General features: G+C 65.8%; 17 protein-coding genes and 1 tRNA gene. 4 read left to right on the top strand and 14 right to left on the bottom strand.

The window, feature by feature from the left end:
* Positions 1-158: 158 nt before the first annotated feature.
* From tldD to RT131_RS16365, 4 genes are read right to left on the bottom strand one after another with little or no spacing between them, the layout of a single operon-like run.
* Positions 159-1604, bottom strand: coding sequence for a metalloprotease TldD (tldD, locus tag RT131_RS16350; protein ID WP_313173829.1), 1446 nt, complete (start codon positions 1602-1604; stop codon positions 159-161).
* Positions 1605-1652: 48 nt separating this feature from the next.
* Positions 1653-5474, bottom strand: a complete 3822-nt coding sequence (locus RT131_RS16355) for a YhdP family protein (protein WP_313173830.1) — start codon at positions 5472-5474, stop codon at positions 1653-1655.
* A gap of 39 nt (positions 5475-5513) precedes the next feature.
* Positions 5514-7004 carry a ribonuclease G gene (gene rng / locus RT131_RS16360; RefSeq protein ID WP_057627141.1) on the bottom strand — a complete coding sequence of 497 codons (1491 nt, stop codon included), beginning with the start codon at positions 7002-7004 and terminating at the stop codon, positions 5514-5516.
* A gap of 5 nt (positions 7005-7009) precedes the next feature.
* Positions 7010-7606 (bottom strand): Maf family nucleotide pyrophosphatase, encoded by a 597-nt coding sequence (locus RT131_RS16365; protein ID WP_313173831.1) that lies wholly within the window; start codon positions 7604-7606, stop codon positions 7010-7012.
* 131 nt (positions 7607-7737) lie between these two features.
* On the opposite strand from RT131_RS16365, the gene RT131_RS16370 reads away from it, so the two are divergent.
* The 4 genes from RT131_RS16370 (at position 7738) to RT131_RS16385 (ending at position 13655) form a co-directional block, all read left to right on the top strand.
* Positions 7738-8475, top strand: a complete 738-nt coding sequence (locus RT131_RS16370; RefSeq protein ID WP_313173832.1) for an SIMPL domain-containing protein — start codon at positions 7738-7740, stop codon at positions 8473-8475.
* Positions 8476-8830: 355 nt separating this feature from the next.
* Positions 8831-9496, top strand: a complete 666-nt coding sequence (locus tag RT131_RS16375; RefSeq protein ID WP_313173833.1) for an energy transducer TonB — start codon at positions 8831-8833, stop codon at positions 9494-9496.
* Positions 9497-9790: 294 nt separating this feature from the next.
* Positions 9791-12490 carry a TonB-dependent receptor gene (locus RT131_RS16380; protein WP_313173871.1) on the top strand — a complete coding sequence of 900 codons (2700 nt, stop codon included), beginning with the start codon at positions 9791-9793 and terminating at the stop codon, positions 12488-12490.
* Between the two features lie 181 nt (positions 12491-12671).
* The gene (locus tag RT131_RS16385) at positions 12672-13655 is read left to right on the top strand and encodes a hypothetical protein (RefSeq protein WP_313173834.1); all 984 of its coding nucleotides are present in this window, start codon (positions 12672-12674) and stop codon (positions 13653-13655) included.
* Between the two features lie 89 nt (positions 13656-13744).
* On the opposite strand, the gene RT131_RS16390 is transcribed toward RT131_RS16385, so the two are convergent.
* The 10 genes from RT131_RS16390 to RT131_RS16435 all read right to left on the bottom strand — a co-directional run.
* Positions 13745-13821: transfer RNA gene (locus RT131_RS16390), tRNA-Asn, on the bottom strand.
* 24 nt (positions 13822-13845) lie between these two features.
* The gene (rlmH, locus tag RT131_RS16395; protein WP_282269795.1) at positions 13846-14316 is read right to left on the bottom strand and encodes a 23S rRNA (pseudouridine(1915)-N(3))-methyltransferase RlmH; all 471 of its coding nucleotides are present in this window, start codon (positions 14314-14316) and stop codon (positions 13846-13848) included.
* An 81-nt stretch (positions 14317-14397) separates the two neighbouring features.
* A complete protein-coding gene (gene rsfS / locus RT131_RS16400; RefSeq protein ID WP_282269796.1) occupies positions 14398-14817 on the bottom strand; it encodes a ribosome silencing factor in 420 nt (139 codons plus the stop codon).
* A 60-nt stretch (positions 14818-14877) separates the two neighbouring features.
* Complete coding sequence (gene nadD / locus RT131_RS16405) at positions 14878-15585, bottom strand: nicotinate-nucleotide adenylyltransferase (protein ID WP_313173835.1); 708 nt, start codon at positions 15583-15585, stop codon at positions 14878-14880.
* Positions 15586-16629: a DNA polymerase III subunit delta gene (gene holA / locus RT131_RS16410; RefSeq protein ID WP_313173836.1), complete on the bottom strand. Its 1044-nt coding sequence runs from the start codon at positions 16627-16629 to the stop codon at positions 15586-15588. It abuts the gene before it with no gap.
* A 43-nt stretch (positions 16630-16672) separates the two neighbouring features.
* Positions 16673-17278, bottom strand: coding sequence for an LPS assembly lipoprotein LptE (gene lptE, locus RT131_RS16415; protein ID WP_313173837.1), 606 nt, complete (start codon positions 17276-17278; stop codon positions 16673-16675).
* Positions 17279-17369: 91 nt separating this feature from the next.
* Positions 17370-20012: a leucine--tRNA ligase gene (leuS, locus tag RT131_RS16420; protein ID WP_313173838.1), complete on the bottom strand. Its 2643-nt coding sequence runs from the start codon at positions 20010-20012 to the stop codon at positions 17370-17372.
* Between the two features lie 203 nt (positions 20013-20215).
* Positions 20216-20821 carry a DUF998 domain-containing protein gene (locus tag RT131_RS16425; protein ID WP_313173872.1) on the bottom strand — a complete coding sequence of 202 codons (606 nt, stop codon included), beginning with the start codon at positions 20819-20821 and terminating at the stop codon, positions 20216-20218.
* A 108-nt stretch (positions 20822-20929) separates the two neighbouring features.
* Positions 20930-21703, bottom strand: coding sequence for an OmpA family protein (locus tag RT131_RS16430; protein WP_313173839.1), 774 nt, complete (start codon positions 21701-21703; stop codon positions 20930-20932).
* Between the two features lie 48 nt (positions 21704-21751).
* A partial coding sequence (locus RT131_RS16435) for a YadA-like family protein (protein WP_313173840.1) occupies positions 21752-25132 on the bottom strand: 3381 nt, incomplete at its 5' end.

A 25132-nucleotide genomic window follows, 5' to 3' on the forward strand; every position in this document is an offset into this window, starting at 1 on the left:
CGCCCCTTGCGGGGCACCTTCTCCCGCTCGCGGGAGAAGGGACGGCTGGCATGTGAAATTTGGCGGAGTCAGCTCGAACTGCAGCTCTGCAATCCCTTCTCCCGTTTACGGGAGAAGGTGCCCGAAGGGCGGATGAGGGGGGCTCTTCAGCCTCAACCTCAAGCCTGCGTACCACCCACCGTCAGCCCATCAATCAGCAAGGACGGCTGGCCGACACCGACCGGCACACTCTGCCCGTCCTTGCCGCAGATACCCACACCTTCGTCCAGCGCCAGATCGTTGCCGATCATGCGCACCTTCTGCATGGTTTCCGGGCCGTTGCCGATCAGCGTTGCGCCCTTCACCGGCGCGGTAATCCTGCCGTCTTCGATCAGGTAGGCCTCGGTCGCCGAGAACACGTACTTGCCGCTGGTGATGTCGACCTGGCCACCGCCGAAGTTGACCGCGTACAAACCCTTCTTCACCGAACGGATCATCTCCTCCGGGTCATGGTTGCCTGCGCGCATGTAGGTGTTGGTCATGCGCGGCATGGTCATGTGCGCGAACGATTCGCGGCGGCCGTTGCCGGTTGGCGCAACACCCATCAAACGCGCGTTGAGCGTGTCCTGCATGTAGCCAACCAGGATGCCGTCCTCGATCAGCGTGGTGCACTGGGTCGGCGTGCCTTCGTCATCAATGTTCAAGGAACCACGGCGGCCATCAAGGGTGCCGTCATCGACAATCGTGACGCCCGGCGAAGCCACGCGCTCGCCGATGCGGCCGGCATAGACGCTGGTGCCCTTGCGGTTGAAATCACCTTCCAGGCCGTGGCCGACCGCTTCGTGCAGCAGCACGCCGGGCCAGCCCGGGCCCAGCACCACCGGCATCACTCCGGCAGGCGCCGGAATGGCTTCCAGATTCACCAGTGCCTGGCGCAGCGCTTCGCGCGCGAAGGCTTCCGGGCGCTCACCGGCAAACAGTTCTTCATAGCTGTAGCGACCACCGCCACCGGCATAGCCGGACTCGCGGCGACCGTTCTGTTCGACGATGACCTGTACGTTCAAACGCACCAGCGGGCGCACGTCAGCGGCCAGCACGCCGTCGCTGCGCGCGATCAGCACCGTATCGACGCCGCCGGACAGGCTCACCATCACCTGCTGCACGCGCGTATCGGCAGCACGCAGGAAGCGATCCAGGCGCTTGAGCACCTCCACCTTGGCCTCGTTGCCGATGCTGTCCACCGGGTCCAGCGCCGGGTACAGCGCTGGTGCGCTGCCCCGCACCAGCGAGCGCACGTTCTGCGCGCCGCCCTCGCGGGAGATGGCGCGCGCCGACTGCGCCGCCGCCAGCAAGGCGCTCGGCTGGATATCGTCCGAGTAGGCAAAGCCGGTCTTTTCGCCGGCAATGGCACGCACGCCCACGCCCTGCTCGATCGAATGCGCGCCATCCTTGACGATGCCGTCCTCCACGCTCCAGCTCTCGCGGCGCGAATGCTGGAAGTACAGATCGCCGAAATCGATACCCGGCCCAAGCAAGGTGCCAAAGGTGCGTTCCAGGCGATTGGCGTCCAGCCCGGCGGGCAGCAGCAGGCGGGTTTCGGCGAGCGAGAGAGCGTTTTCGGTCATGACATTCCAGATGGGGGCAGGCGCGCCATCATGCAAGCCTGCGCAGATTCAGGGGGTGCCCGCCGCCGCGGGGGTCACCGCGGGCGGCGGCAGACGGGCGGCATCACGGTCCAGCACTTCGACCTTGGGATCTTTCCACGGCCCGGTCACCTTGTAGGTCTTGGAGCCGATCTCGCCCAGCGGCTTGCCCAGCACGGCATTGGCGGCCGCGCCTACGGCAGCACCCACCGGGCCACCGGCTACCGCGCCGACCACGGTGAGCAGGTTGCCCGAGCGTGGATTCACGTCGATGGTCTGGTTGAACTGCTGGGCGACCAGGTCAGCCTGGCCGCGGATGGTGATCTCCGCCGCCGGTGCCTCGATGGCGATCTTGTCGGTACTGGCCTGGCCGTTGCCGAAGCGCATCGCACCTTCCACGTGGTTGAAGGCCAGGCCCTTGGAAAACAGATCGCGGAAATCGAACAGCAGGCGCCGTGGCAGCTGCGCCACGCTGAGCAGACCCAGCACCCGCCCCGCACCCGGTTCCACTTCCAGCAACTGGCCGTTGCGCAGGTTCATGTCCATGCCGCCCTGCAGGCTGGCGAGGTTGAAGGCCGCCGGCCCCCCTTGCCAGCCGGCCTGCAGATTGACCTTGCCCTGCCCTCCACGCAGCTGCCCGGCATAGCCAAGCCGCTGCAGCAGGTCGCCCAAGTCCTCGCTCTGCACGGCGGCAGTGGCCTGGGTACGCGCCTGTGCCCCCATGCCACGCCATTCCCCGTGCGCATCGATCACCTGCTTGGGCGCGCGGATCGCCAGCTCCTGCACCTGCAGGCCATCACTGGTCGGGCGCGTGCGCAGTCGGGTCTGGCCAAGCTTGACCGTGGCGAACTGCAGATCGTCGATATCCAGCGCCAATGGCGGGATGTTGGCCGGATTGATGGCCGCTGCCGGGGTGTCGCTGGATTCTGCCGTGGCCGCCTTGGCGGCCTGCCAGTACACACGCGCCAGTTGTCCGCTGACCGTGCCGCCATCGGCGGTGGGGACGCGCAGGTTGCCCGCCAGCGCGGGGCCATCAAGCTGCACGGCAACGGCGTCAGCACCGGGCCGCAACTGCAGCCGGGTCTGCGCGAAGCGCCCGCCCACCAGCAACAGCTGGTCAGCCAATACGTCGACCTGCTTGAGCGCCACACCGCCGTCGCTGCCATCGCTATCGCCACCGCGTGCCAGGGTGATCCACTCCAGCGCATCCAATGAAGGAGTGCGGCCATTGACCACCAGCCCCTCGGCCGGCGGCTCGTGATCGACAGCATCGCTTCCCATGGTGACCTGCACGCCGGTCTTGCCGTTCTGACTGCGCGCGGCCAAGGCCATCAGCTTGCCGAAGGAGACATCAATGCGCCCCGCGCCCATCGGCAAGGCGGCCTGCACGGTCGTCGCCAAGGCATCGGCAGCCGGCTTGTTCAACGGTGCCGGCAACTGCAGGCGGGTGCCCTGCAGATCCGAGCGCAGGGTCAGCAGGGTTGGCGGGCCCGTACGCGCGCCAACCTGCTCCTTGGGCAGGCTGACCCCCACCGTCCATGCCGAGGTGCCATGCACATAGGGCTTGAGCCAGGCCAGCTCCGGCGCGCGATCCAACAGCTTCCCGGCGTCCAGGTCCGCACTGAGCTCGGCCTCGAAGGCATGCGAGGGGTCCTTGACCGGCTTGCCGGCGCGCAGCGCCAGCACGCCGTCACGCTCCTGATGGCGTACCTGCAGGGCCGGCGCATCGAAACCATCGCTGCTGTACTGGGCCTTGCCGCGCACACCCTCGAACTGCAGGTCCCAGCGTTTGTCCGCCATGCGCACGCCACGCAGATCGATATCGCCGCGCAGATGCCCACCACCATCGTGGCGCAAGGGCAGCAACAGGTCGAAATTGACGGCAGCGGGGCCGGCGACGCTCAGGTTGTCCAAGGTGTCGCCATAACTGGCCTGCAACGGACTCTGCCGCAACATCGCCAGCAAGCGCCCACTTTCATCGACAGTACTGGCCTGCACCAGCAGCCGGGAATCGGCAAAACTGGCGATACCCGCGCGTAGCTGATCCACCTTGACCCCGGCCAGCGCACCACGCCCGCTCAGTTCAAATCCGCCGCCAATGAAGTTGATATCGGCGTTGACGTGCTGCATCAGCGGCCAATCCTGCTGGAAGCGGATCGACCCGTCATCGATATGCCCGCCGGCCTCGAACCGGCCGTTGTTGCCGGTGAACGGCCAGTCGTCCAGATCGCCTACCGCCAAGCCGGTTCCACCACGCAGGGTGCCATCGACCAAGGCCGCATCCAGCCAGTTCACCGCCGCCTCGCTCATGTTCGAGCGCACCCAGAACTGCTTGGCGGCAGTCATCGGCACATCATCGATCTTGGCCGCCAGGCCTATCCACGGCCGCGTGCCATCGCCCTGGAACCACAGCCCACCGCGCACATCGGCAGCATAGTTCCTGCCCTGCACCCGCAACGCCGGCGTCCCGACCTGCCAACCGGCACCTTCGCGCCACCCCACCAGGTCGCCGGAAAGCTGCAGCTCATGCAGCACGCCGAATCCGGTCGGCCAGTCAAAGCGCACCACGTGATCCGGCTTCAGTGCCAGTGAAAATGCCTGCGCATCGCCTTCAAAATGCCCACGCAAACCGCTCAGGCCGGGGCTGCCACCGACCGCAGCGAAGCTGGCATCGAGCAACTCGCCACTGGCCCGCAGCGGACCATCGGCCGTGCCCAGCAGGTTGATATCCGCAAACCGCAGCGACGGTTTGGAACGATGCAGCCAACGCCGCAAGCTGGGCTCCAGACGGTCGCTGAGCGCCAGCACCTGCAGCAACGGACCGGCATCAAGCTGCTTGCCCTGGACCGCGAAATGCCGGCCGCCGGCGAGCAACAGACCATCCAGCGCCTGAGTGTTGCCGTCGGCAGCGATCCGCAGCGTGGGGGCATCCAGCCGCCAGCCACCCTCGATCAGCTTCCAGCGCGCGCGCAAGCGCAGCTTGCTGAAAGCCACGGTCGGCGCGGCACCAGCGCCCGGCAACGGTGCACCTGCCAATTGCACATCGTCCAGTTCACCCGCGGCGGTGACCGCCACCACGCGTTTGTCCTGCAAGCGTACCCAGCTCTGCAGTTCACCCTTGCCCTGGCGCAACTGCACGCCCGCAAATTTCAGCAGCGAGGACCAGGCACCCAGTTCGGCTGGATCGGCCGAGAACCAGGCCTGACCATCGCCACGTTGACGCTGGAAATCCAATACCGCGGTAACCGGCGCGGCGCGGGTGTCAATCCAGCCCTTGGCACCTACCCGCAGACGCTCACCGTCCACGCGCAGGCGCAGGTCGATGCGAGGAATACGCGTTTGCAGGCCGATGGACGGCGCCTGCACCTGCAGTTGACCGCCAATCACCTGCAGCTCACCCAGCCTGCGCAGGGCGTCCAATGGATCGCCGCCGGCCCTGGACTCGGGCAGACCACGCACCGACCAACGGCCGTCATCGGCCCGTTGCAGGGTCAACGCCAGCCCGCGCAGGCGCAACTCTGTCAGCGGCGCGCCGGGCAGCAGACCCGAATACACCGCCACCAGTACTTCAGCCTGGCCAATGCGTACGCCTTCGCCCTGCCCCACCCGCAAACCATCAAGCTGCAGGATCGGGCCACGCCGGGTCCAGCGGGTGTCCAGCTTATCGAAGGCTACCGGTTGCCCGGCGCGTTCGCTCAACCAGGCGGCCACCTTGTCCGGGTGTGCCTCCACCATCGGCAGCAACTGGCTGACCGTGCCTACCAGTAAAGCCACGCACACCAGCGCGATCGCCAATGCCATCAAGGCGTAGCGACGGAAGCGGCGTAGGCGGTGGCGCAACAGCGTGGTCATCAGCTCACTTCGTGCTTCCGTGCGGCGAAGTGAGCGCGCTCAGAGCAGCACGACATCGAACTGCTCCTGCAGGTATTGATCATCGGCCTGGAAGCGGATGCTCTTGCCGAGGAATTCCTCCAGCTCGGCCACCGCCGCCGACTCCTCATCGGTGATACGCGCGACCACCTTGCTGGAGGCGATCACCAGCAGGCGCGCAGCCTCAAACTGGCGTACGGCACGGGTGATCTCGCGGAAGATCTCGTAGGTCACGGTCTCGGCGGTCTTGATGCTGCCACGGCCACTGCACTGCGGGCAGGTTTCCGACAGCTGCCGCTCCAGGCTCTCGACCGTGCGCTTGCGGGTCATTTCGACCAGCCCCAGCGGCGAGAAGTCATACACCGTGGTCTTGGCGTGGTCGCGCGCAAGCGCCTTTTCCAGCGTGCGCAGCACCTGGCGGCGGTGCTCGGCGTCATCCATGTCGATGAAGTCGATGATGATGATGCCGCCCAGGTTGCGCAGCCGCAGCTGGCGGGCGACCGTCTGCGCCGCTTCCAGGTTGGTGCGGAACACGGTCTCTTCCAGGTTGCGCTGGCCAACGAAAGAACCGGTATTGACGTCGATGGTGGTCATCGCCTCGGTCTGGTCGATGACCAGATAGCCACCGGACTTGAGCGGCACCTGCTTGTTCAAGGCGCGGACGATCTCGTCCTCGACCCCGAACATGTCGAAGATCGGGCGGTCACCGGTATACAGCTCCAGCTTCTCGCCCAGCACCGGCATGTACTTGGCCACGAAAGCCTGCAACTGGCCGAAGGTTTCCTTGGAGTCGACCTTGACCTTGTCCACGTCCTTGCGGATGAGGTCGCGCACCGAGCGCAACGGCAGGCTCAGGTCCTCGTAAATGATGCTGCACGGTGGTGCCTCGCGACCGCGCCGCTCCACCACCGCCCAGACCCGCGACAGGTAGGAGATGTCTTCGGCCAGGGCCTCGGCCGGCTGGCCCTCGGCGTTGGTGCGCACGATGTAACCGTAGCCGCCGTGCTGGGCCGAGATCTCGGTGACCAGTGACTTCAGGCGGGCGCGCTCGCCCTCGTCCTCGATGCGGGCCGAAACCCCGACCATCTTGGACTGCGGCAGCAGCACCAGGTAACGCGAGGGAATGCTGATCTGCGTGGTCAGGCGAGCACCCTTGGTGCTGATCGGGTCCTTGACCACCTGCACCACCACGTCCTGGCCATCGCGCAGCAGCTCCACGATCGGCACCGAGGAGGGCAACGGCAGGCTGGGCGCGGTTTCGTCGGTATCGGCCGCGACCGGCGCCGGCCGCACCACATCATTGGCGTGCAGGAACGCAGCGCGGTCCAGGCCCACCTCGACGAAGGCCGCCTGCATGCCCGGCATCACCCGCTGCACCTTGCCCTTGTAGATGTTGCCGACCACGCCCCGGCGCCAACCGCGCTCGATATGCAGTTCCTGCAACATGCCGTTCTCGATCACCGCCACGCGGGTTTCGCGCGGGGTGACGTTGACCAGAATTTCTTCAGACACGTCCTTCATTCCCCCTTGTCCATGGAATCTTCGTCCGCGCCCGCGGCAAATGCCGCCAGCAGCGCGGCGGTCTGTTGCAATGGCAACCCCATCACCCCGGAGTAGCTGCCGGCCAGATGGCTGATGAAACGCTCCGCCCCGCCCTGGATGGCGTAGCCGCCGGCCTTGCCCATCGGCTCGCCAGTGGCGACATAGGCCTGGATCTGCGCCGCGCTCATCGGCGCGAAGGTCACTTCCGAGACCACCGTTTCCAATGCATGTCGCCCGGCCGCAGCCAAGGCCACCACGGTGATCACCCGGTGCGTGCGCCCGGCCAGCGAGGCCAACATGGCCGCCGCGTCGTCGGCATCGGCCGGCTTGCCATAGACCCGGTCATCCAGCACCACCTCGGTATCGGAGCCCAGTACCACGGCTTGCGGATCATCGGCGACCAGCGCCAGCCCGGCCCGGGCCTTGTCCAGCGCAACCCGGCGCACATAGGCCTCGGCCGCCTCACCCGGCGCACGCTGCTCCGGCACCTCCAGGTCGAGGGCGCGGAAAGGCACATCAAGGCGGGACAGCAGTTCGTTGCGACGGGGCGAGCGGGAGGCGAGATAAAGCATCGTGAAAGCATAACCCGCGCCAGCAACCTGAATGATGAGCATTGCTGGCAAAGTGACGGCGACCCCATCATGGCTCACCACCCGTTCATCGCCCTGTGTTCATTTTCACGATCCAGCCAAGGAGGATCACCATGCGCCGTACCGCCCTCGCCCCACTGCTGCTGTCCCTGTCACTCGCTCTTGGAGTCTCGATGACCGCCCATGCCCAAACCGTCCCGGCCGTGGTTGCCAGCGACGCGACCTTGTTGAACGTCTCCGCCCAGGCCGAAGCCCGCCGGGTGCCGGATGTGGCCACCCTGTCCGCCGGCGTGGTCACCCAGGCGGTCGATGGCAACACCGCCATGCGCGACAATGCCGTGCAGATGGACAAAGTGATGGCGGCGATCAAGGCCGCTGGCATTGCCGAGCGCGACATCCAGACCAGCGGCATCAACCTCAGCCCGCAGTACCGCTACGCCGAGAACGAAGCGCCGAAGATCACCGGCTACCAGGCCAACAACACGGTCAGCCTGAAGGTGCGCGACATCAGCAAGCTGGGCAAGGTGCTGGACAGCCTGGCCGCGCAGGGGGCCAACCAGATCAATGGCCCCAGCTTCGAGATCGACCAGCCCGAGCCGGTCTATGACGAAGCCCGCCTGGCCGCGCTGAAGAAGGCCCAGGCCCGTGCCGAGACCTATGCCAAGTCGCTGGGCCTGCGCGTGCGCCGTATCGTCAGCATTTCCGAAGGCAGCCAGGGCGGTTTCCGGCCGATGCCGATGATGGCCATGGCCGCCGGCCGCGCCAACAAGATGGAGATGGATACCGCGGTGTCGCCGGGCGAAACCACCGTCTCGGTCAACCTGGACGTGGTGTTCGAGCTGGGCCGCTGAGCAACGCGGCAGCTGCAATCGGAACGGCGCCTACGGGCGCCGTTTTTCTTGCCACTTACCTTGATGGGCTGGCCGGTTCTTTTCGTGGGAGCGGCGCAAGCCGCGAAGCTGGAGCTGCTGAGCCTATCGGCAGCTGTGCCATCTGACCCTGCACCTGCTTCGCGGCTTACGCCGCTCCCACAACAGCCGGCCTTTGTGCCTCCTCAAGCTGTCCGCCAGCTGACCAGGAACAATCCCCCTGCTTGCCGAACGTCTGAATAAAAGGCGCACTGCAGCCACGGGACGCACATCTGCAACCCCGTCCCGTGTCATCGCGCGTTGTTCTCTGTCACACGCCCACGCATGGAGGTGGTACATGGTCCGCACGCAACAACGCAGTCCGTCCCTGCACGTAGAACCCTCGCGCATCCTTGCCTACAGCACTGCCCTGGCACTGCACGCGCTTGCCCTGGGCCTGTTGTTGATTCCGCTGTCACAGGTACCACTGCAGCGGGAGGCCGAGCGGGAGCGCTGGCAGGTTCCCGACGTCAAACCCATCGTTCCCAATCCGCCAACGCCACCGGTCGATGTTCCGGTAACCCGCGCCCCGGCCACGCCTCCGCGGCAACCGGCACTGGCGGCGCCCGTGGACAGCAAGCCGATGCCGGTCTTCGCCACCGAAGCGGTCGTCGCCGCGCCGGTGGATGTCGCCCCTGTCATCGACGACAGCCCGGCAATCGCCCCGATCGGCGCGTCCGCGCCGCTGCAGGGCGTGCAGCTGCGCTACCTCTCGGCGCCGGCGCCAAGCTACCCGCGTGAGGCATTGCTGGCCGGCGCCCAGGGCACGGTGACACTGCGGGTCTTGGTGGACGTGGACGGCTCGCCATTGGAAGTCAGTGTCGAGCACAGCAGTGGCAATCGCAGTCTGGACACCGCCGCACGCAACCAGGTGTTGCGCCGCTGGAAGTTCCAGCCCGCCACGGATGGTGGCCGTCCGGTACAGGCATACGGACTGATCCCGGTCGACTTCAAACTGGGCTGAACAGGGCAAATGAGCGCTTATGGCAGCGGTTTCTAAACGCTGCCATAAGCGCCGCCAAACTGTCTGTGGCTATTAATGATTATTTCACTGCGTCGTCACCCATGGGAAACCTAGATTCGCGGCCGTCGATGTTCTTGGCCGCGTTCTGGCGGCCTTCTTGCCGCTGTTCCCTGGAGAGAGACCGTGAAACATCCGACTTACCTGCGCAGCAACCGCCTCAGTGCGGCCATCACCGGCAACCTCAGCCGCCTGCTTCTGCTTCCACTGACCCTGGCAACGACTGCATCGTTGGCCATGGCACAGGAGCAGCAGGCCACCAACCTGGACCGGATAACCGTCACCGGCTCCAACATCCCGCGCGCCACCACTGAAACCGCCTCCCCGGTGCAGGTCATCACCCGACAGGAAATCGACCGCACCGGCAAGGCCACCATCGCCGAATACCTGCAGACCCTGACCAGCGACGGTGCCGGTTCCATTCCCAAGAGCTTCGGCACCGGCTTTGCAGGTGGCGGCTCGGGCATCTCCCTGCGCGGCCTGGGCGCAGCATCCACCCTGGTTCTGCTCAACGGACGGCGCATGGCGCCGTACGGCCTGGCCGATGATGGGCAGAAGGTCTTCACCGACCTGAGCGTCATCCCGATGGATGCGGTCGAGCGCGTCGAAGTACTGAAGGACGGCGCCTCGGCGATCTATGGCTCCGACGCCATCGCCGGCGTGGTCAACATCATCCTGCGGCGCGACTTCACCGGCGCCATGCTCAAGGCTTCCTATGGCACCTCCGGTGACAGTGATGGCAATGCGCGCAAGGCCTCGCTGACCGCCGGCGTGGGCGACCTGGACACCGATGGCTTCAATGCCTTCGTCAGCATCGACCTCAGCAAGACCGATGACATCCGCATTTCCGACCGTCGCAACCGCAAGTGGATCGGCAATGGCGACCTGAGCCCGTATGGTTTCGATCGCGTCGCCGGCGGCCAGTTCTTCCCGCTCAACGGCGCCATCACCTCCAACGGCACCGTCGCCAGCAGCTCACCGGCGGGCAGCATCCGTGACCCCGCTACCGGTATCTACCAGTCCTTGCCCGGCTGTTCGCAGTTCTCCAATATCAGCCCGGTCGATGCTGGCGGCGGCTGCCTGTGGCAGACCCAGGATTTCCGCAGCCTGAGCCCGAGCGAGGAATTCGGCAACCTGTTCGCGCGCGGCACCTTCGTGCTCTCGGACAACTTCGAGATGTACGGCGAATTCGGCTACTCGAAGAAGAAGAACGTGTTCTACAACACGCCCAGTGGCGTCTCCGGCACCTGGGGTTACCCGGGCGGCCCGGTCAATGCCAGCAGCGGCCCCGGCGCCACGGTGCTGGGTGCGGACCATCCAGACAACCCCTTGGGCGTGGACGCACGCCTGCGTTATGCAGCCTTTGATGTTGGCCCGCGTGTCACCACCAACACCAATGAATTCACCCGTTTCCTGGTTGGCGTGAAGGGCACTGCCGGCGACTGGGATATCGACACCGCCTACCTGCACTCGGCCACGCAACTGGTCAACGAACGCACCGGTTTCCTGCGTTACAGCCACGTGCGTACCGCACTGACCGACCCCAACAGTCCGGTCGGCTGGTGGCGTATCGGTGCCAACGCAGGACAGAACTCGCAGGCGTTGTACGACTACATCTCGCCCACCATCCACGCCAATGCCTCGACCACACTGGACATGATCGACTTCAAGGCATCGCGCAGCCTGGCCGATCTGGCCGGTGGCCCGCTGGGTTTTGCCATCGGCGCCGAATACCGCCGCCAGAAAGCCAATCTCGACCCGCAGAGCTACACCGATCTGGGCGACATCATCGGCCTGGGCTACTCGGCCTATAAGGGCACCCAGGAAGTTGGCGTGCTCTATTCGGAAATCGTAGCGCCGGTGCTGGACTCGCTGGAGTTGTCCGGCGCCCTGCGTGTGGACAAGTACAAGGACGGCGATACCGCCACCACGCCGAAAGTCGGCCTGAAATGGACGCCTGCCGATTGGATCGCCTTGCGTGCCACCTATGCCGAAGGCTTCCGCGCCCCCGGTCCGGCTGAAGCCGGCGACGGCGGCCTTGCGGCTTTCAGCGCCGCGCGCGACCCGGTGCGTTGCCCGAACGGTACGCCGGCACCGGGCGCGACCGCGGTGGACTGCGCGGTCAGCCTGGCCATCATCACTTCGGCCAACCCCGACCTGAAACCGGAGAAGTCCAAGAGCTATACCGTCGGCCTGGTGCTGGACCCGACCTCCAGCACGACGATGACCTTCGACGCCTGGCAGATCAAGCGCACCAACGAGATCAACCAGGGCGATACCGATCTGGCCCTGGCAGCCGGCCGCGGCATCCGCTCGGACAACGACCTGCCCGGCATTCCCAACAGTGGCAGCCTGCTGGCGGTCAGCGTTGACTACATCAACTCCGCCTCCACCACCATCCGCGGTTTCGACTTCGACATCCGCCAGCGGGTGGCCCTGGGCAACTATGGCAAGCTGCTGATGGACCTGCAGTGGACGCGCATCAACTCGTTCGAACGCGACGATGGCACTGGCACCGTGTACCAGTACGCCGGCACGCACGGCAACTGCGATGTCACCAACTGCATCGGCACGCCCAAGGATCGGCTCAACCTTGGCCTGACCTGGGACATGGACCGTTTCAGTATCAGCGGCATCGCCAATTACATCGGCAGCATGGACAACGTCGCCTTTGAAGGTGACAGCTGCGCCAACCACTATGGCGATGGCTCCGATGCACCACGTGGTTGCGAACTGCGTTCGTTCTACACCATCGACCTGTCCGGTCGCTGGCGTGCGACCGATGCGTTCGAGATCTTCGGCTCGGTCCAGAACGTCACCGACCGGATCGCGCCGCTGGATCCGCTGACCTATGGCGCGGTCAACTACAACCCGCTGCATTACAGCGGTGCGGTTGGCCGTTACTACACGATCGGCGCCAAGTACACGTTCAAGTGATGTCCCCGGCCCCGGCGCGAGCGCGCCGGGGCCACGTGGGCGACAAAGGCGCGCCCGCGCTGCCGGCAAGAGTTCCTCACCCAGCCGGCCTGTCATCGTCCCCCGCGTCCGCAGGCAATGGCAGACTGTCGCATCCACTCGCTGCCGGAGCGCCCACGCCATGTCACCTAGCTTGCCGCCCATGGAGGCTTTCCTGCAGGCGATCGAACGGTTTGCCGCAGCTTCAAACGCCCCCAGCGCCGAACAGGCCTTGGCGGCTGTGGCCGACACGTCAGCCAGCCTGCCATTGGACAACCTGGACAGGCTGGAACGGCGTATCCGCTGGGAACTCTCCGCCGCAAAGCCGGCGCATGCAGGTTTCTGGTCGCGGGCAAAGCCGGCCCGACACCTGTCCTGGCTGGATCTGGGCAATGCCGATGGCCATGTGCGTGAACGGACCCTGCGCAGCTTGTCGGCGGCACCCAATGCGCTGTGCCTGGCGTTGGCGCTGCGCAGGTTGAACGATTGGGTACCTGAAGTGCGCGCCGCCGCGCGCGAGCATCTTCCCGGTATTGCCCACAGCTCAGCACCGGAACATGTGGCGGAAGCTTTATGGGCGGTGCTGTGCAACGTCGCCTCATGGGGCAGGTTGGGTACGCCGGAACGTCACACTCTCGATGCGCTGATTGCCTTCGAGCCGGTGCGGCTCGCCCTGTACACACGCATCTGCAACGCCGCCACCGGCCCGGCCACGTCGATCCTGGTGCAGATCACCCGCACACCGGTTTTCGATCCTTGGCTGCACACCCTCGCTCGGCAGGCGGTGCAGCCTGCCGTCCGCGCCAGGACCCTGCGTTTCCTGCTGGAAGGCCGCGCATTCTGGTTCGCAGGCCGCGCATGGACCTGGACGGATCTGAAGTGGTGCGAAGGCAAATACGAGCCGGTGATCGACGAACGTCCACTGCAGGTGAACTATCCACGGCAGCAATTGCTGGAAACAGCGCTGCGCGATGCCGCTCCTGCGGTCCGCCACGTCGCTGCGGAAACCCTGATCCTGCACCTGCCCAGCTTCGGCGCGCAGGCAAGCGCGCTGGCCACGATCCTGGCAGCGGATCGATCAGCGCGGATCGCCGCGCGCGGACGCTTTGTACTGGCACAGCTGGCCAAAGCCAATTGCCCCGCCTAGCTGCGGTGCAGGCACGCGCACGATGGCGCCCGGCCTGCACAACACCAAAAAAAAACCCCGCATCTCGCGATGCGGGTTTCCTTGAATCTTGGCGCCCGAAGTTGGACTCGAACCAACGACCCCCTGATTAACAGTCAAGTGCTCTAACCGGCTGAGCTATTCGGGCGGGGAGGCGCATTCTATACGTTAATTACGCGCGATGGTAGGGGTGATTGGCCAACATCGCTGCCGCGCGGTACAACTGCTCGGCAACCACCAGCCGAACCAGCATATGCGGCAAAGTCAGCGGACCTATCGACCACTTCTCGTCCGCCACCGCAGACACTTCCGCAGCATGCCCTTCCGGGCCGCCGATCAGGAATGCCAGGTCACGCCCCTGCGTGCGCCAATGCTCCAGCCGCTGCGCGAGCTGCTCTGAACTGAGCTGCCTGCCGGGCACATCAAGCGCCACCACATAGGGATTCTTGGGTAGCGCGGCCAATACCCGCTTGCCCTCGTCCTCGATTGCGCGCTTTGGATCGCGGCCCTTGCCGCGCAGGCCCGGCTCGATTTCCACCAATTCCAACGGCAGCCAATGCGACAGCCGCTTCTGGTACTCGGCAAACCCCTGCGCCACCCAGGACGGGGCGCGTTCGCCGGTGGCGATCAATCTGGCTTTCATGCGTGGACTCCTATCAGCCTGCACAAACGAAGACGGCGCCCTGCGGCGCCGTCACAGAAACAGAAGCTGCGGCCTTTGGGCTCAGCCAGCATCCTGTTCGTCTTCGTCGTCGTAGGCCGAACGCGGCTGGTCGCCGACGGTCCACAGACGCTCCAGCGCATACAGCTCGCGCACGCGCGGCAGCATGACATGGACGATGACGTCGCCCAGGTCGACCAATACCCACTCTGCCTCGCGCTCGCCTTCGACGCCCAGCGGCATCACCCCCAGGTTCTTGGCGAAACGCACGACTTCCTCGCCAATCGACTTGACGTGGCGGGTGGAGGTGCCGGAGACCACAACCATGTAATCGGCCACGCTGGACTTGCCACGCACATCGAGCTCGACGGCATCCCGGGCCTTGATCTCCTCAAGGGCGGAGTGAACGGACGCCAGCAGGGCCGGTACGGAAGGTGCCGGGCTGGGCATTTGGGTCTTGATGACTTGGGCTTCGGTGGTCAAAGCAGCAGAACTCGATGAATTAAGGGGAACGATTATAGAGAACCTGGCCGCAGCCGGCATTCACACCCGCCCGCCACTGCCATACAGGCCTTGCGCAAGGATGTACTCCGCCACCGCCGAAGGCAACAAATCACGCCATTGCCCACCGTTTGCAATGGCCGCACGCACCACGGTGGCGGACTCTGCATGCAGCGGTTGGCGCAGTCGCCAGACCCGCCCCGCCGGTTGAACGGACAGCGCTTCGGCCGTGCTGGCCCAGGCGCCGTGCAGCCGCTGCGCCAGTTCCGCTGGCAAATCACCGTCCAGACCACTGCCGGGGCGTTCAGCCACCACGATATGCGCCAGATCGAGCAGGTGTTCCCATTCATGCCAGCTGGGCAGACCAAGCAGGCTGTCGGCCCCCATCAGCATCGCCAGCGGCCGCTGCGGACCGATCTGGGCGCGGATGTCGCGCAGGGTGTCCACGGTCCAGGACGGCACGCCGGGCTGTCGTTCGGCACGCTGCAACTCGCGGGTATCCACCCGCAGGCCCGGTGTGCCGGCTATCGCCAGCATCAACATCTGCGTGCGCTGGGCGGCATTGGCCCCCGGCGGCGCACGGTGCGGCGGGTCGGCGGCCGGCATCAGGTGTACCGGCACCTGCAATTCGACGGCGGCGCAGCGGGCAATGGCCAGATGGCCGTTATGAACCGGGTCGAAGGTGCCGCCGTACAACAACCACAGGCCAGCGTCCTCGGCACCGGTGGCCGGCGGCGGCACCGCCGCCATTCAGCGCACGCCCCGGACGAGCAGGCGCACTGCCCGCGCCTCGGCCAGCGCCACCAACAAGCGTTCCAGTGCCAGCCATGGATCGCCTTCGGCGCGGCCCTTGGCCATGCGATCAACCTGCGAGGCCTCGGCGACAAAGCGCTCCCAGCGACGCGGATCGGGATGACGCTGCAGGGCCCGTTTGAACGGCGCCTGCCGCGACTCCCAGATACCTTTCGATTTCATTTCCGCCGCAAGATTGCCGCCGCTGGCCTGCACCCGCGCCAGTCCAGCGGTAATCAGCAGTTCGCGGATCAGGATGGGCATCAGCGCGGCCACCGCCTCGCCTTCCGCGCGCAGCCCCGCGACCATCCGCAGCACCGCTTGCGCCTGCCCGGAGAAGGCCGCTTCGCTCAGCCGGAAAACGTCATAACGCGCCGCATCGGCCACCAACGATTCCATCTTGGCAACGTCCAGAGGCTGGCCATCGGCCAGCAAGGCCAGCTTGTCGATTTCCTGCGCTGCCGCCAGCAGATTGCCTTCGACACGTTCGCTCAGCCGCTGCACGGCTGCCGGATCGGCACGCAGCCCCTTGCTGCGCAGGCGCCGCTCGATCCAATCCGCCAGTTCATGCGGTTTGATCGCCCAGGCCACCGACAGCACGCCCACCTTGTTGACGGCCTCGGCCCATTTGCCCTGGTGCGCCTTGCTCCATTCGCCGGCGGTGATCAGCAGCACGACATCCGGTGCCGGCCGTGCACAGAAGTCGCTGATGACCTCGGCGCCCTCCTTGCCAGGCTTGCCGTTCGGCAGGCGGACTTCCACCAGGCGGCGCGCACTGAACAGACTGGGCGCGTTGAAGCTGGAGGCCAGCTGCCCCCAGTCAAAGTCGCGGCCATCGGCGTCGAATACCTCGCGTTCGCCGATGCCATCGGCACGCGCCTTGGCGCGCACCGCATCAGCAGCTTCAATTACCCGCAGCAGCTCCGGGCCGGCAATCAGGTACACCGGCGCCAGGGGCTGGGAAGCTATCTGGCTGGCCAGTTGTTCCGGTCGCAGTTCCATCGCTCAGGCCTGTTGCGTCTGGACAGCGCGCAAGAGCCGCAACTCAGCGCACCGGATCCGCAGCGTCCTGTGCAGGCTTGGGTGCTTCAAGCGCCCCTTCGTCCGCCGCAGGGGCATGCAGGGCTTTTTCCAGATCGGCGCGAACCACGCTGTCGATACGGCGCAGGATCGAGGCCGACATTTCGCGGCGCAGTTCGTCGGCCAGGATTTCGCGCTCGGTCGTGGTACCGGTGGCGTCCTGCGGCGGCGACACATAATCGCGCGACAACTCCACTGCCTGTTCCGGCACGATCACACCGCCATCCGGGCGGATGAAGGTGAACACCACGGCGTAGCGCAGGCTGTATTCCTGGGCACGACCCTGGGCGTCAATGGCGATGGGCAGGTCACCCCAGCGTTCGGAGCGGATCTGCAGGCGGGCAACCCCGGGTGTCTTGCCGGCGACCGCGAGCGTGTCGCCATCTTCCACCACGGTGGCACCGGAGGAGCGCAGGCCGCGGTTGAGGAACTTGACCAGCTCGCTGTAACGCACCGCTGAGTCCACCTGCACCGCCGGCATGTCGGCAGGCAGCGCGAGCTTGTTACGCAGATGGAAGCCGCAACCGGTGAGGCTGGCGGCGAGTATCAGGGCGGTCAGGTATCGAGTCATGCACACAGTCTGGAGGAGCCGGCCGGGGGCGGCAACAGGCAGCAAGCCTGCCTGATGCCGCGTGAACAGCACTTGAGATACCCGTTGCGGCTTACGCCGCAACGATATTGACGATCTTGCCCGGCACGATGATGACCTTGCGGATGCTCAGACCCTCCAGGAACTTGGCCGCATTCGGCTCTTCCCTGGCAAGGACCTCGATCTGCTCGCGCGCGGCATCGGCGGCGACTTCGATGGTGCCACGCAGCTTGCCGTTGACCTGTACCGCCAGGGTCAGCGAATCCTTGACCAGGGCAGCACTGTCCACCTGCGGGAACGGCTGGTCTTCCAGCAGCGTTTCGGCATGGCCCAGCAGCTGCCACATGGCGTGGCAGGCGTGCGGGGTGATCGGGTTGAGCAGCAGCACCGCGGCCTGCAGGGCCTCCTGGCGCACTGCGCGGCCCTGCGCGCTGGCGTCGTCGAACTTGGCCAGGGCGTTGAGCAGCTCCATCACCGCGGCAATGGCGGTATTGAAGGCGTGGCGGCGGCCGTAGTCGTCGCTGACCTTGCCGATGGTCTCGTGGGTCTTGCGGCGCATGGCCTTCTGCCCGGCATCCAGTGCCGCGGCGTCCAGCGCCGGTGCCACGCCGTCGACAACGTGCTTCTGCACCATCGCCCACAGGCGGCGCAGGAAGCGCGCCATGCCGTCCACGCCGGCCTCGTTCCACTCCAACGACTGTTCCGGCGGCGCCGCGAACATCGAGAACAGGCGCACGGTGTCGGCACCGTACTTGGCCACCATGCTCTGCGGGTCAACGCCGTTGTTCTTGGACTTGGACATCTTCTCGACACCGCCGATCACCACCGGCTGGCCGTCCTCACGCAGGGTCGCGCCGGTGATGCGGCCGCGCTCGTCGCGCACCGTGTCCACGTCGGCCGGGTTGAACCAATCCTTGGAACCGTCGCTGTTCTGGCGGTAGAAGGTCTCGGCGATGACCATGCCCTGGCACAGCAGGTTCTGCGCCGGCTCGTTGCTGTCCACCATGCGTGCATCACGCAGCAGCTTGTGGAAGAAACGGAAATACATCAGGTGCAGGATGGCGTGCTCGATGCCACCGATGTACTGGTCCACCGGCAGCCAGTAGTTGCCGCGCTTGTCCACGGCCTCGCGGGCACCCGGCGAGGTGTAGCGGGCGTAGTACCAGCTCGACTCCATGAAGGTGTCGAAGGTATCGGTTTCGCGCTCGGCCGCGCCGCCGCAGTCCGGGCAGGTGGTCTTGCGCCATTCCGGGTCGGCCTTGATCGGCGAGCCGGTACCGTTGAGCGTCACGTCTTCCGGCAGGATCACCGGCAGTTGGTCTTCCGGCACCGGCACCGCGCCACACTTGTCGCAGTAGATCACCGGGATCGGGCAACCCCAGTAGCGCTGGCGGCTGACGCCCCAGTCGCGCAGGCGGTAGTTGATGCGGCGCTGGCCCTGGGCCTTGCGCTCGAAACGCTCGGCCAGTGCCTCGAACGCGCCCTGGAAATCCAGGCCATCGAACTCGGCCGAATTGACCAGCTCGGTCTCGCGGGTCTTGTCGCCGTACCAGTCCTGCCAGCGGCTGGCGTCATAGCTGCGCTCGTCGTCGTTCTTCGGCGACTTCAGCGCGATGACCTGCTTCTTCGGCAGGTCGTACTTGCTGGCAAATTCGAAATCACGCTGGTCATGGCCGGGCACGGCCATCACCGCGCCGGTGCCGTAGCCCATCAGCACGAAGTTGGCGACCCAGATCGGCACCTGCTCGCCGCTGACCGGATGGATGGCCTTCAGGCCGGTATCCATGCCGCGCTTTTCCTGGGTTTCCAGTTCCGCCTCGGAAACACCACCCTGCTTCAGCTCGGCCAGCATGGCGGCCAGCTGCGGGTTGTTCTTTGCGGCATGCACGGCCAGCGGGTGTTCGCCGGCAATGGAGACGAAGCTCACGCCCATCACCGTGTCCGGACGAGTGGTGAACACGCGCAGCGGGTCCAGTGCGGCACCGTCCACGTCACGCACGTCGAACTGGATTTCCAGGCCTTCGGAACGGCCGATCCAATTGCGCTGCATGGTCTTGACCGAGTCCGGCCAGCCCGGCAGTTCGTCCAGGCCGTCCAGCAATTCCTGGGCGTAATCGGTGATGCGCAGGAACCACTGCGGGATCTCGCGCTTTTCGACCAGTGCGCCGGAACGCCAGCCACGGCCGTCGATGACCTGCTCGTTGGCCAGCACGGTGTTGTCGACCGGGTCCCAGTTCACCACCGAGTTGCGGCGGTAAGCCAGGCCCTTGCGCATCAGGCGGGTGAACATGCGCTGCTCGTGGACGTAGTAGTCCGGCGTGCAGGTAGCGAATTCGCGCGACCAGTCGATGGCATAGCCCAACGACTTGAGCTGGCTGCGCATGTGGCCGATGTTGGCGTAGGTCCACTTGGCCGGCGCGGTCTTGTTCTTGATCGCGGCGTTCTCGGCCGGCAGGCCGAAGGCGTCCCAGCCCATCGGCTGCAGCACGTTGTGGCCGGTCATGCGCTTGTAGCGGCTGATGACATCGCCAATGGTGTAGTTGCGCACATGGCCCATGTGCAGCGCACCGGACGGGTACGGAAGCATCGACAGGCAGTAGTACTTGGGCTTGTCCGAGGTTTCGTTCACCTCGTATGCCTTCTCGGCCTCCCAGAACTTCTGGGCGGCGGCTTCAACCTGCTGGGGATCGTAGATATTCGGTTCGACGCTGGACATGTCAACGCTGGGCAACGGCAAAGCGGCAAAGGGTACCGCAGTGCATCATTGCACTCCAATCCGGGCCCCGGCCCACAGGCAACAAAATCTGCAGGTCATTGAAATATAGGGCTTTTAAAAAACAAGAGGTTTCTGGAAATGGCACCGCGTGCAGCGCCCGCGCGTACCTTCCCCAAGGATCGGGGCCATTGCGCCGGCGGCGCTCAACGGCGCAACGGCGCCAACCGCGCCGCGCCCAGCAGCCATACCAACCACCCCAGGAAGGCCAGCCGCTGTGCCATTGCCACCGGCATGGCGATCTCGAACAGGAACGCGCTGCAGACGACCCATGCCGCGCAGACCAGCGTCAGCGTCGACAGCGCGCGCCAGCCGGCAGCCTTGCCGGCGCCGAAGCGCAGGGCGATGGCGGCGGCAGTGAACGCCAACAGCCACAACAACCAGGCGCTGGCGTGGAATTGGCTGGCACGGTTCTCGATATCGTCCACATCCAGTGGAAACAAACCCATCGCGGCAAAGGCAATGGCCGCCAGCAGCAGCATCTGCCCGCCCACGCGCAGCGGGCGGGGCGCGCTGACCGGCATGCGCAGGATCAAGTCCAGCATTGCAATTGCCGCCAACAGTCCTGGCAGTACGAAACCCAGCAGGCTGAAAGCCGTACCACCGGGGACACCACGTGCCCCCAGCAGGGACACCGGGTGCCGCATCTGGTCATAGCCCTGCAACTGCGCGCCGAAGCCCACCACTGCCGCAATGAAGACCACTGCCGCCAAAGGCCCGGCCCAGGCCATTGCATTGTTCCGTTCCAACACCGCCACCTTGTCACGCCCTGGTCGCAGCAACGGTGCCGCGACTACCAAGCGCCATTGTGAGGGTTACCGGCACCAAAGGCATCGTTCGCCCGCGCCGGGCGTCCCGACTCAGCCACCGCTCACGGCGATCTCGACCCGGCGATTCGGGGCCAGGCAGTCCAGCAAGGCGGCACCGGCGTCATCACACTGCACCAGCGGCGCACTGTTGCCACGGCCCTCGGCGTGGATGGAGGCGGCGGGAATGCCCTGCTGCACCAGATAATTGCGCACGCTCTGCGCGCGGCGCTGCGACAGCTCCATGTTGTAGGCATCACTGCCAATGCGGTCGGTGTAACCGATGATGTTCAGGGTCGCCTGCGCGGCGCTGACGCTGAGGCTTTGCACAAGCTCATCCAGTTTCGCCCGGCCGGCAGCAGACAGATTGGCGCTGTCGAAGGCAAACAAGGCGTCTGCCGACAACCTCAGGGGTGCCACAGCCGGAGGTGGCGCCGGTGGCGGTGGTGCAACCGGAGCTGGCACCGGTTCCAGCAGCGCGGCACAACTGTCCGGCTTCCAGGCTTGGCCCATGGCCACCCCGTTGCCATCAAACCTGACCTGGAACTGGCATTGAATCGGCTCGGCCCCAACCGAGCGCCGGAAATTGAATACGTAGTTCCACTCGCGCACACCCCACAGGCCTTCGTTGAACTGCGGGGTGCCCAGCAGCGTCTGGATCTGGCGCTTGTTCATGCCTGGCGCGTACTGCCGCAGATTGTCCAGGTTCACATAGGTGCCACCGGCAGGATAGGCGCGCGCCGGATCCGGAAATTCCTCGCGCACCTGCCCCTTGCCACAGGCGGCCAGGGTTGCCAGCAAAGCCAGTACGGTCCATTTCGTGTTCATAGCGTCCTCGATGCATAGCCAGGAGTGTCTACCTGCGGCCGGCGCCGCCTACCACTGGAAGCCGGCGCCCACGGTCACCCCGCCATCGCCGCGGGTATTGGCCGAGCCACTGAGCTTGTAGATCCAGCGACCACCATCACTGACACCCGACACGCCCACGGCCATGCTCGACTCACCGTGGAAGGTGCTGGCCGCCATCGATGCCATGCGCCGGCCAGCTTCGGTAGGTTGCGGCAGGCCTGCCATCGCCATCGCCGAAGCGACGCCGGCAGACGCCCGGTCATCGATGCGCTTCATGTCGCGACTGACATCATTGAAACGTTGATCGGTGTAGTTCTTCGACCAGTCCATGACCTCCCCCATGCCCTTGTTGAGCTGCGCGACATTGACCGCGTCGGTAGGCGCCACACCGGTACCCACGTTGTGGATGACGGTGCTGGTACCTGGCCGACCCATCGTCACGCTGCTGTAGTTGGTACTGCCATCGGTGTTCTGGTCGTAGCGCACCGTGCCCTGCTGCGAGGCCTGCAACTGGCGCAGGTTCACCGCGTCCGTCGCTTCGCTGCCGTCACCCACATTGGTGATCTGCCGCTCCGCACCTGCGGCACCCACCGACACGGTGTTGCTGCGATTGGCCACCGACCCTGCACCCAGCGCCACGCTGCCAGCTGCCGACGCGTTGGCGCCGTCGCCTATGGCCACCGCCTGGTTGCCGCTGGCAGTGGCCTGCGGGCCGGCGGCCACGCTGTCCTGACCGGTGGCCGAGGCAGCCGCCTTGGTCGAGTTGACCGCGAAGTAGGCGTTGCCCGCACCGCCGTTCTGGATGTTGTCGATACGCTTGTTGACGTTGACGATGGAGCTGTCCATTGCCGCAAAGGCATCGGTGACATTGCCGAACGTCTGCTGGGTAGCGGCGCCGCCGCTGTTGATCGAGGTGATGTTGAAGCTGGCCGCACTCCACTGGCCGGTGCTGCTGTTGTACTGCATGGTGCCACCGATGGTGGAAGCCACTGCGTCGTTGGTGGCGGCCAGCTGACCGCCATTGATCGCGTCCAGGCTGCCACTGGTGACGCTGCCGGCAGCCACGTTGCCCAAGGCAACCGCCGCGCCGCTGCCATCGCCGGTCAAACGCACTGCGTTGGTCGGATTGCCAGCGCCGTCCGCAATGTACTTCACCGCCAAGGGGTCACTTCCACCCGGGACACTCCGCGGCAACAGGTTGCTCAGGTTGAGCAGCGAATCACTGATGGAGCTGAAAGCACTGCCGATGTTTGCGTAGGGCTGCAGCGCAGCCACGCCCAGCACGCTGATGCTGTTGATCTGGTAGCTCGGCGCACCGAGCACGCCACCATTGAAGGTCGCGCCGCCGCCCAGATAGGTCGCCATCGAAGCGCCCAGGCCGAACAACTGCCCACCGTTGACCGCCTCCATGCTGCCCGCGGCGACCGCACCGGCGGCCAGATTGGCCAACACCGTGCCGCTGACCGCCTGACCACTGCCAAGCGTCACCTTGCTGTAATTGACGACACCGTTGATGTCCTCGTCATAGACCACCGCCGCCAACCCCAGATCATCGATCTGGTCCAGTGCGCCACGCAGCTGCTTGACGTTCACCGCATCGGTGTCCTGGCTGCCGGCGGCAACATGGGTGATCTGCCGTTCGCGCCCGCTCGAGCCCACGGCGACTTCACCAATGGAGGTCTGCGCGGCGGTCAAGCCAAAAGCAGCGTAGTTGTCCTGGCCACCACGCGCGGCATTGGACTTGAAGCCCAGCGCCACACTGTTGGCCTTGTCCGACGTTGCCTCCGCACCGAGCAGGGTCTGCGCATGGGCAGTGCCTTTGGCACTGTCACCGACCACGACCGAATGCCCCAGCCGCGCATCGTAGTCGGCGGTGGGTACGCCAGTCTTGCCACCAGAGGCATCGATGAACACCTGGTCCGCCGTCTGCGTTGCCAGCCGGTGCTCGGCATTGCTGCCGATGACTACTTCCTTGGAGCCGTTGGCGAACGCACCATCGCCAATCAGCACCTGATAATCCTGCGCTGCCGGCACTGCCCAGCACTTGGCCGTGACGACACCCAGCACGTTCACGCAGTTCGACGCCCAGGCGGGCGCGCCATCAGGTAGCACCAAACCAAGCAGGCCACCGGGATCGCCGTTGTTGATGTTGGTGATGTAGCTGTCGGAGGTGACACCGCCGATCAGCGTCAGGTGCGAGTTGCCGCCGGTGGTCAGGCCGCCCAGGCCATCCAGCAGATCACCGACCGGCGTCAGGTTGACCACCGGCAGGCCCGCCAGTTGCACCTCCGAATAGGTCTGCATCACATTGGTGTTGTTGACCTTCAGGCTGCCGCTCTGCATGTAGCCGTTGCCACCGAGCAAGGAGGTCAGTGGCGATTCCACCAGCTGGTTGACCGAGCCTACCAACCCTCCGTTGCCGACGATCAATCCCGACGGGCCAGGCGCTGCAGGTACCGCACTGGGTATGGCCGGGCTGCCGGTGAGCCCGCCCACCACATTCGACAATCCCCCGGTCACGCCGCCTATCACGCCGCTGAGCGCACCGGTCACGCCTGTCACTCCGGAACCGGAACCGGTGATGCCGCCCAGCGTGTTGCCGGTGGCACCCAGCAAGGTGGAGGCCGTGTTGTCGACCGTTCCCAGCAGATGCTGCACGGAGCCGCCTACGTTGCCCTCTGCGAGTGCGCCGGTGGTGTCCTTGAGCCCGCCGGTCAAGCTGCCAACCGTGCCGACGATGCCTGCAGCGAGCGTACTGGAACCGGTCACTCCGCCAACCACCGCCCCCAGCAGGCCACCGACACCGTTCACTGCCGGCGCGATGCCATTGACCAAGCCATTCGCCACTGCGCCCAAGCCGGTTCCCTTGACAGCACCGCCAGCCAACTCGTCGACCGCACCCAGCGTGCCGGTCACAGTTTCACGCACGGGATTTCCACCCTGCTCCGCACCCGGCACCAACACGCCGCCCACGCCTGCGACGCTACCTCCCAGATGCTGGGTCAGCGCGCCCACGGTCGTACCTGCATGTGATGCGAGCGTCTCCACCGCCGCCACCGGCTGGCCGCCCAGCACTTCACCGGTCAGCTCCTTGACCGCGCCCGCCGTCGAAACCAGCGTCCCCTGCAGTGGATTCCCGCCCGGCGCATGGCCCGGCAGCAGCCCGCCAACCACGTCACCGACACCGCCACCCAGATGCTGGACAAGCGGCGTCACCGTTGCGCCCGCATGTGCACCCAGTGTCTGGATCGCCGCCACCGGCTGCCCGCCCAGCACCTCGCCGGTCAGCTCCTTGACCGCGCCCGCCGTCGAAACCAGCGTCCCGTGCAGGGGATTCCCGCCCGGCGCATGATCCGGCAGCAGCCCGCCAACCACGTCACCGACACCGCCACCCAGATGCTGGACAAG

This window comes from Stenotrophomonas sp. (assembly GCF_032066555.1).
Lineage (GTDB): Bacteria > Pseudomonadota > Gammaproteobacteria > Xanthomonadales > Xanthomonadaceae > Stenotrophomonas.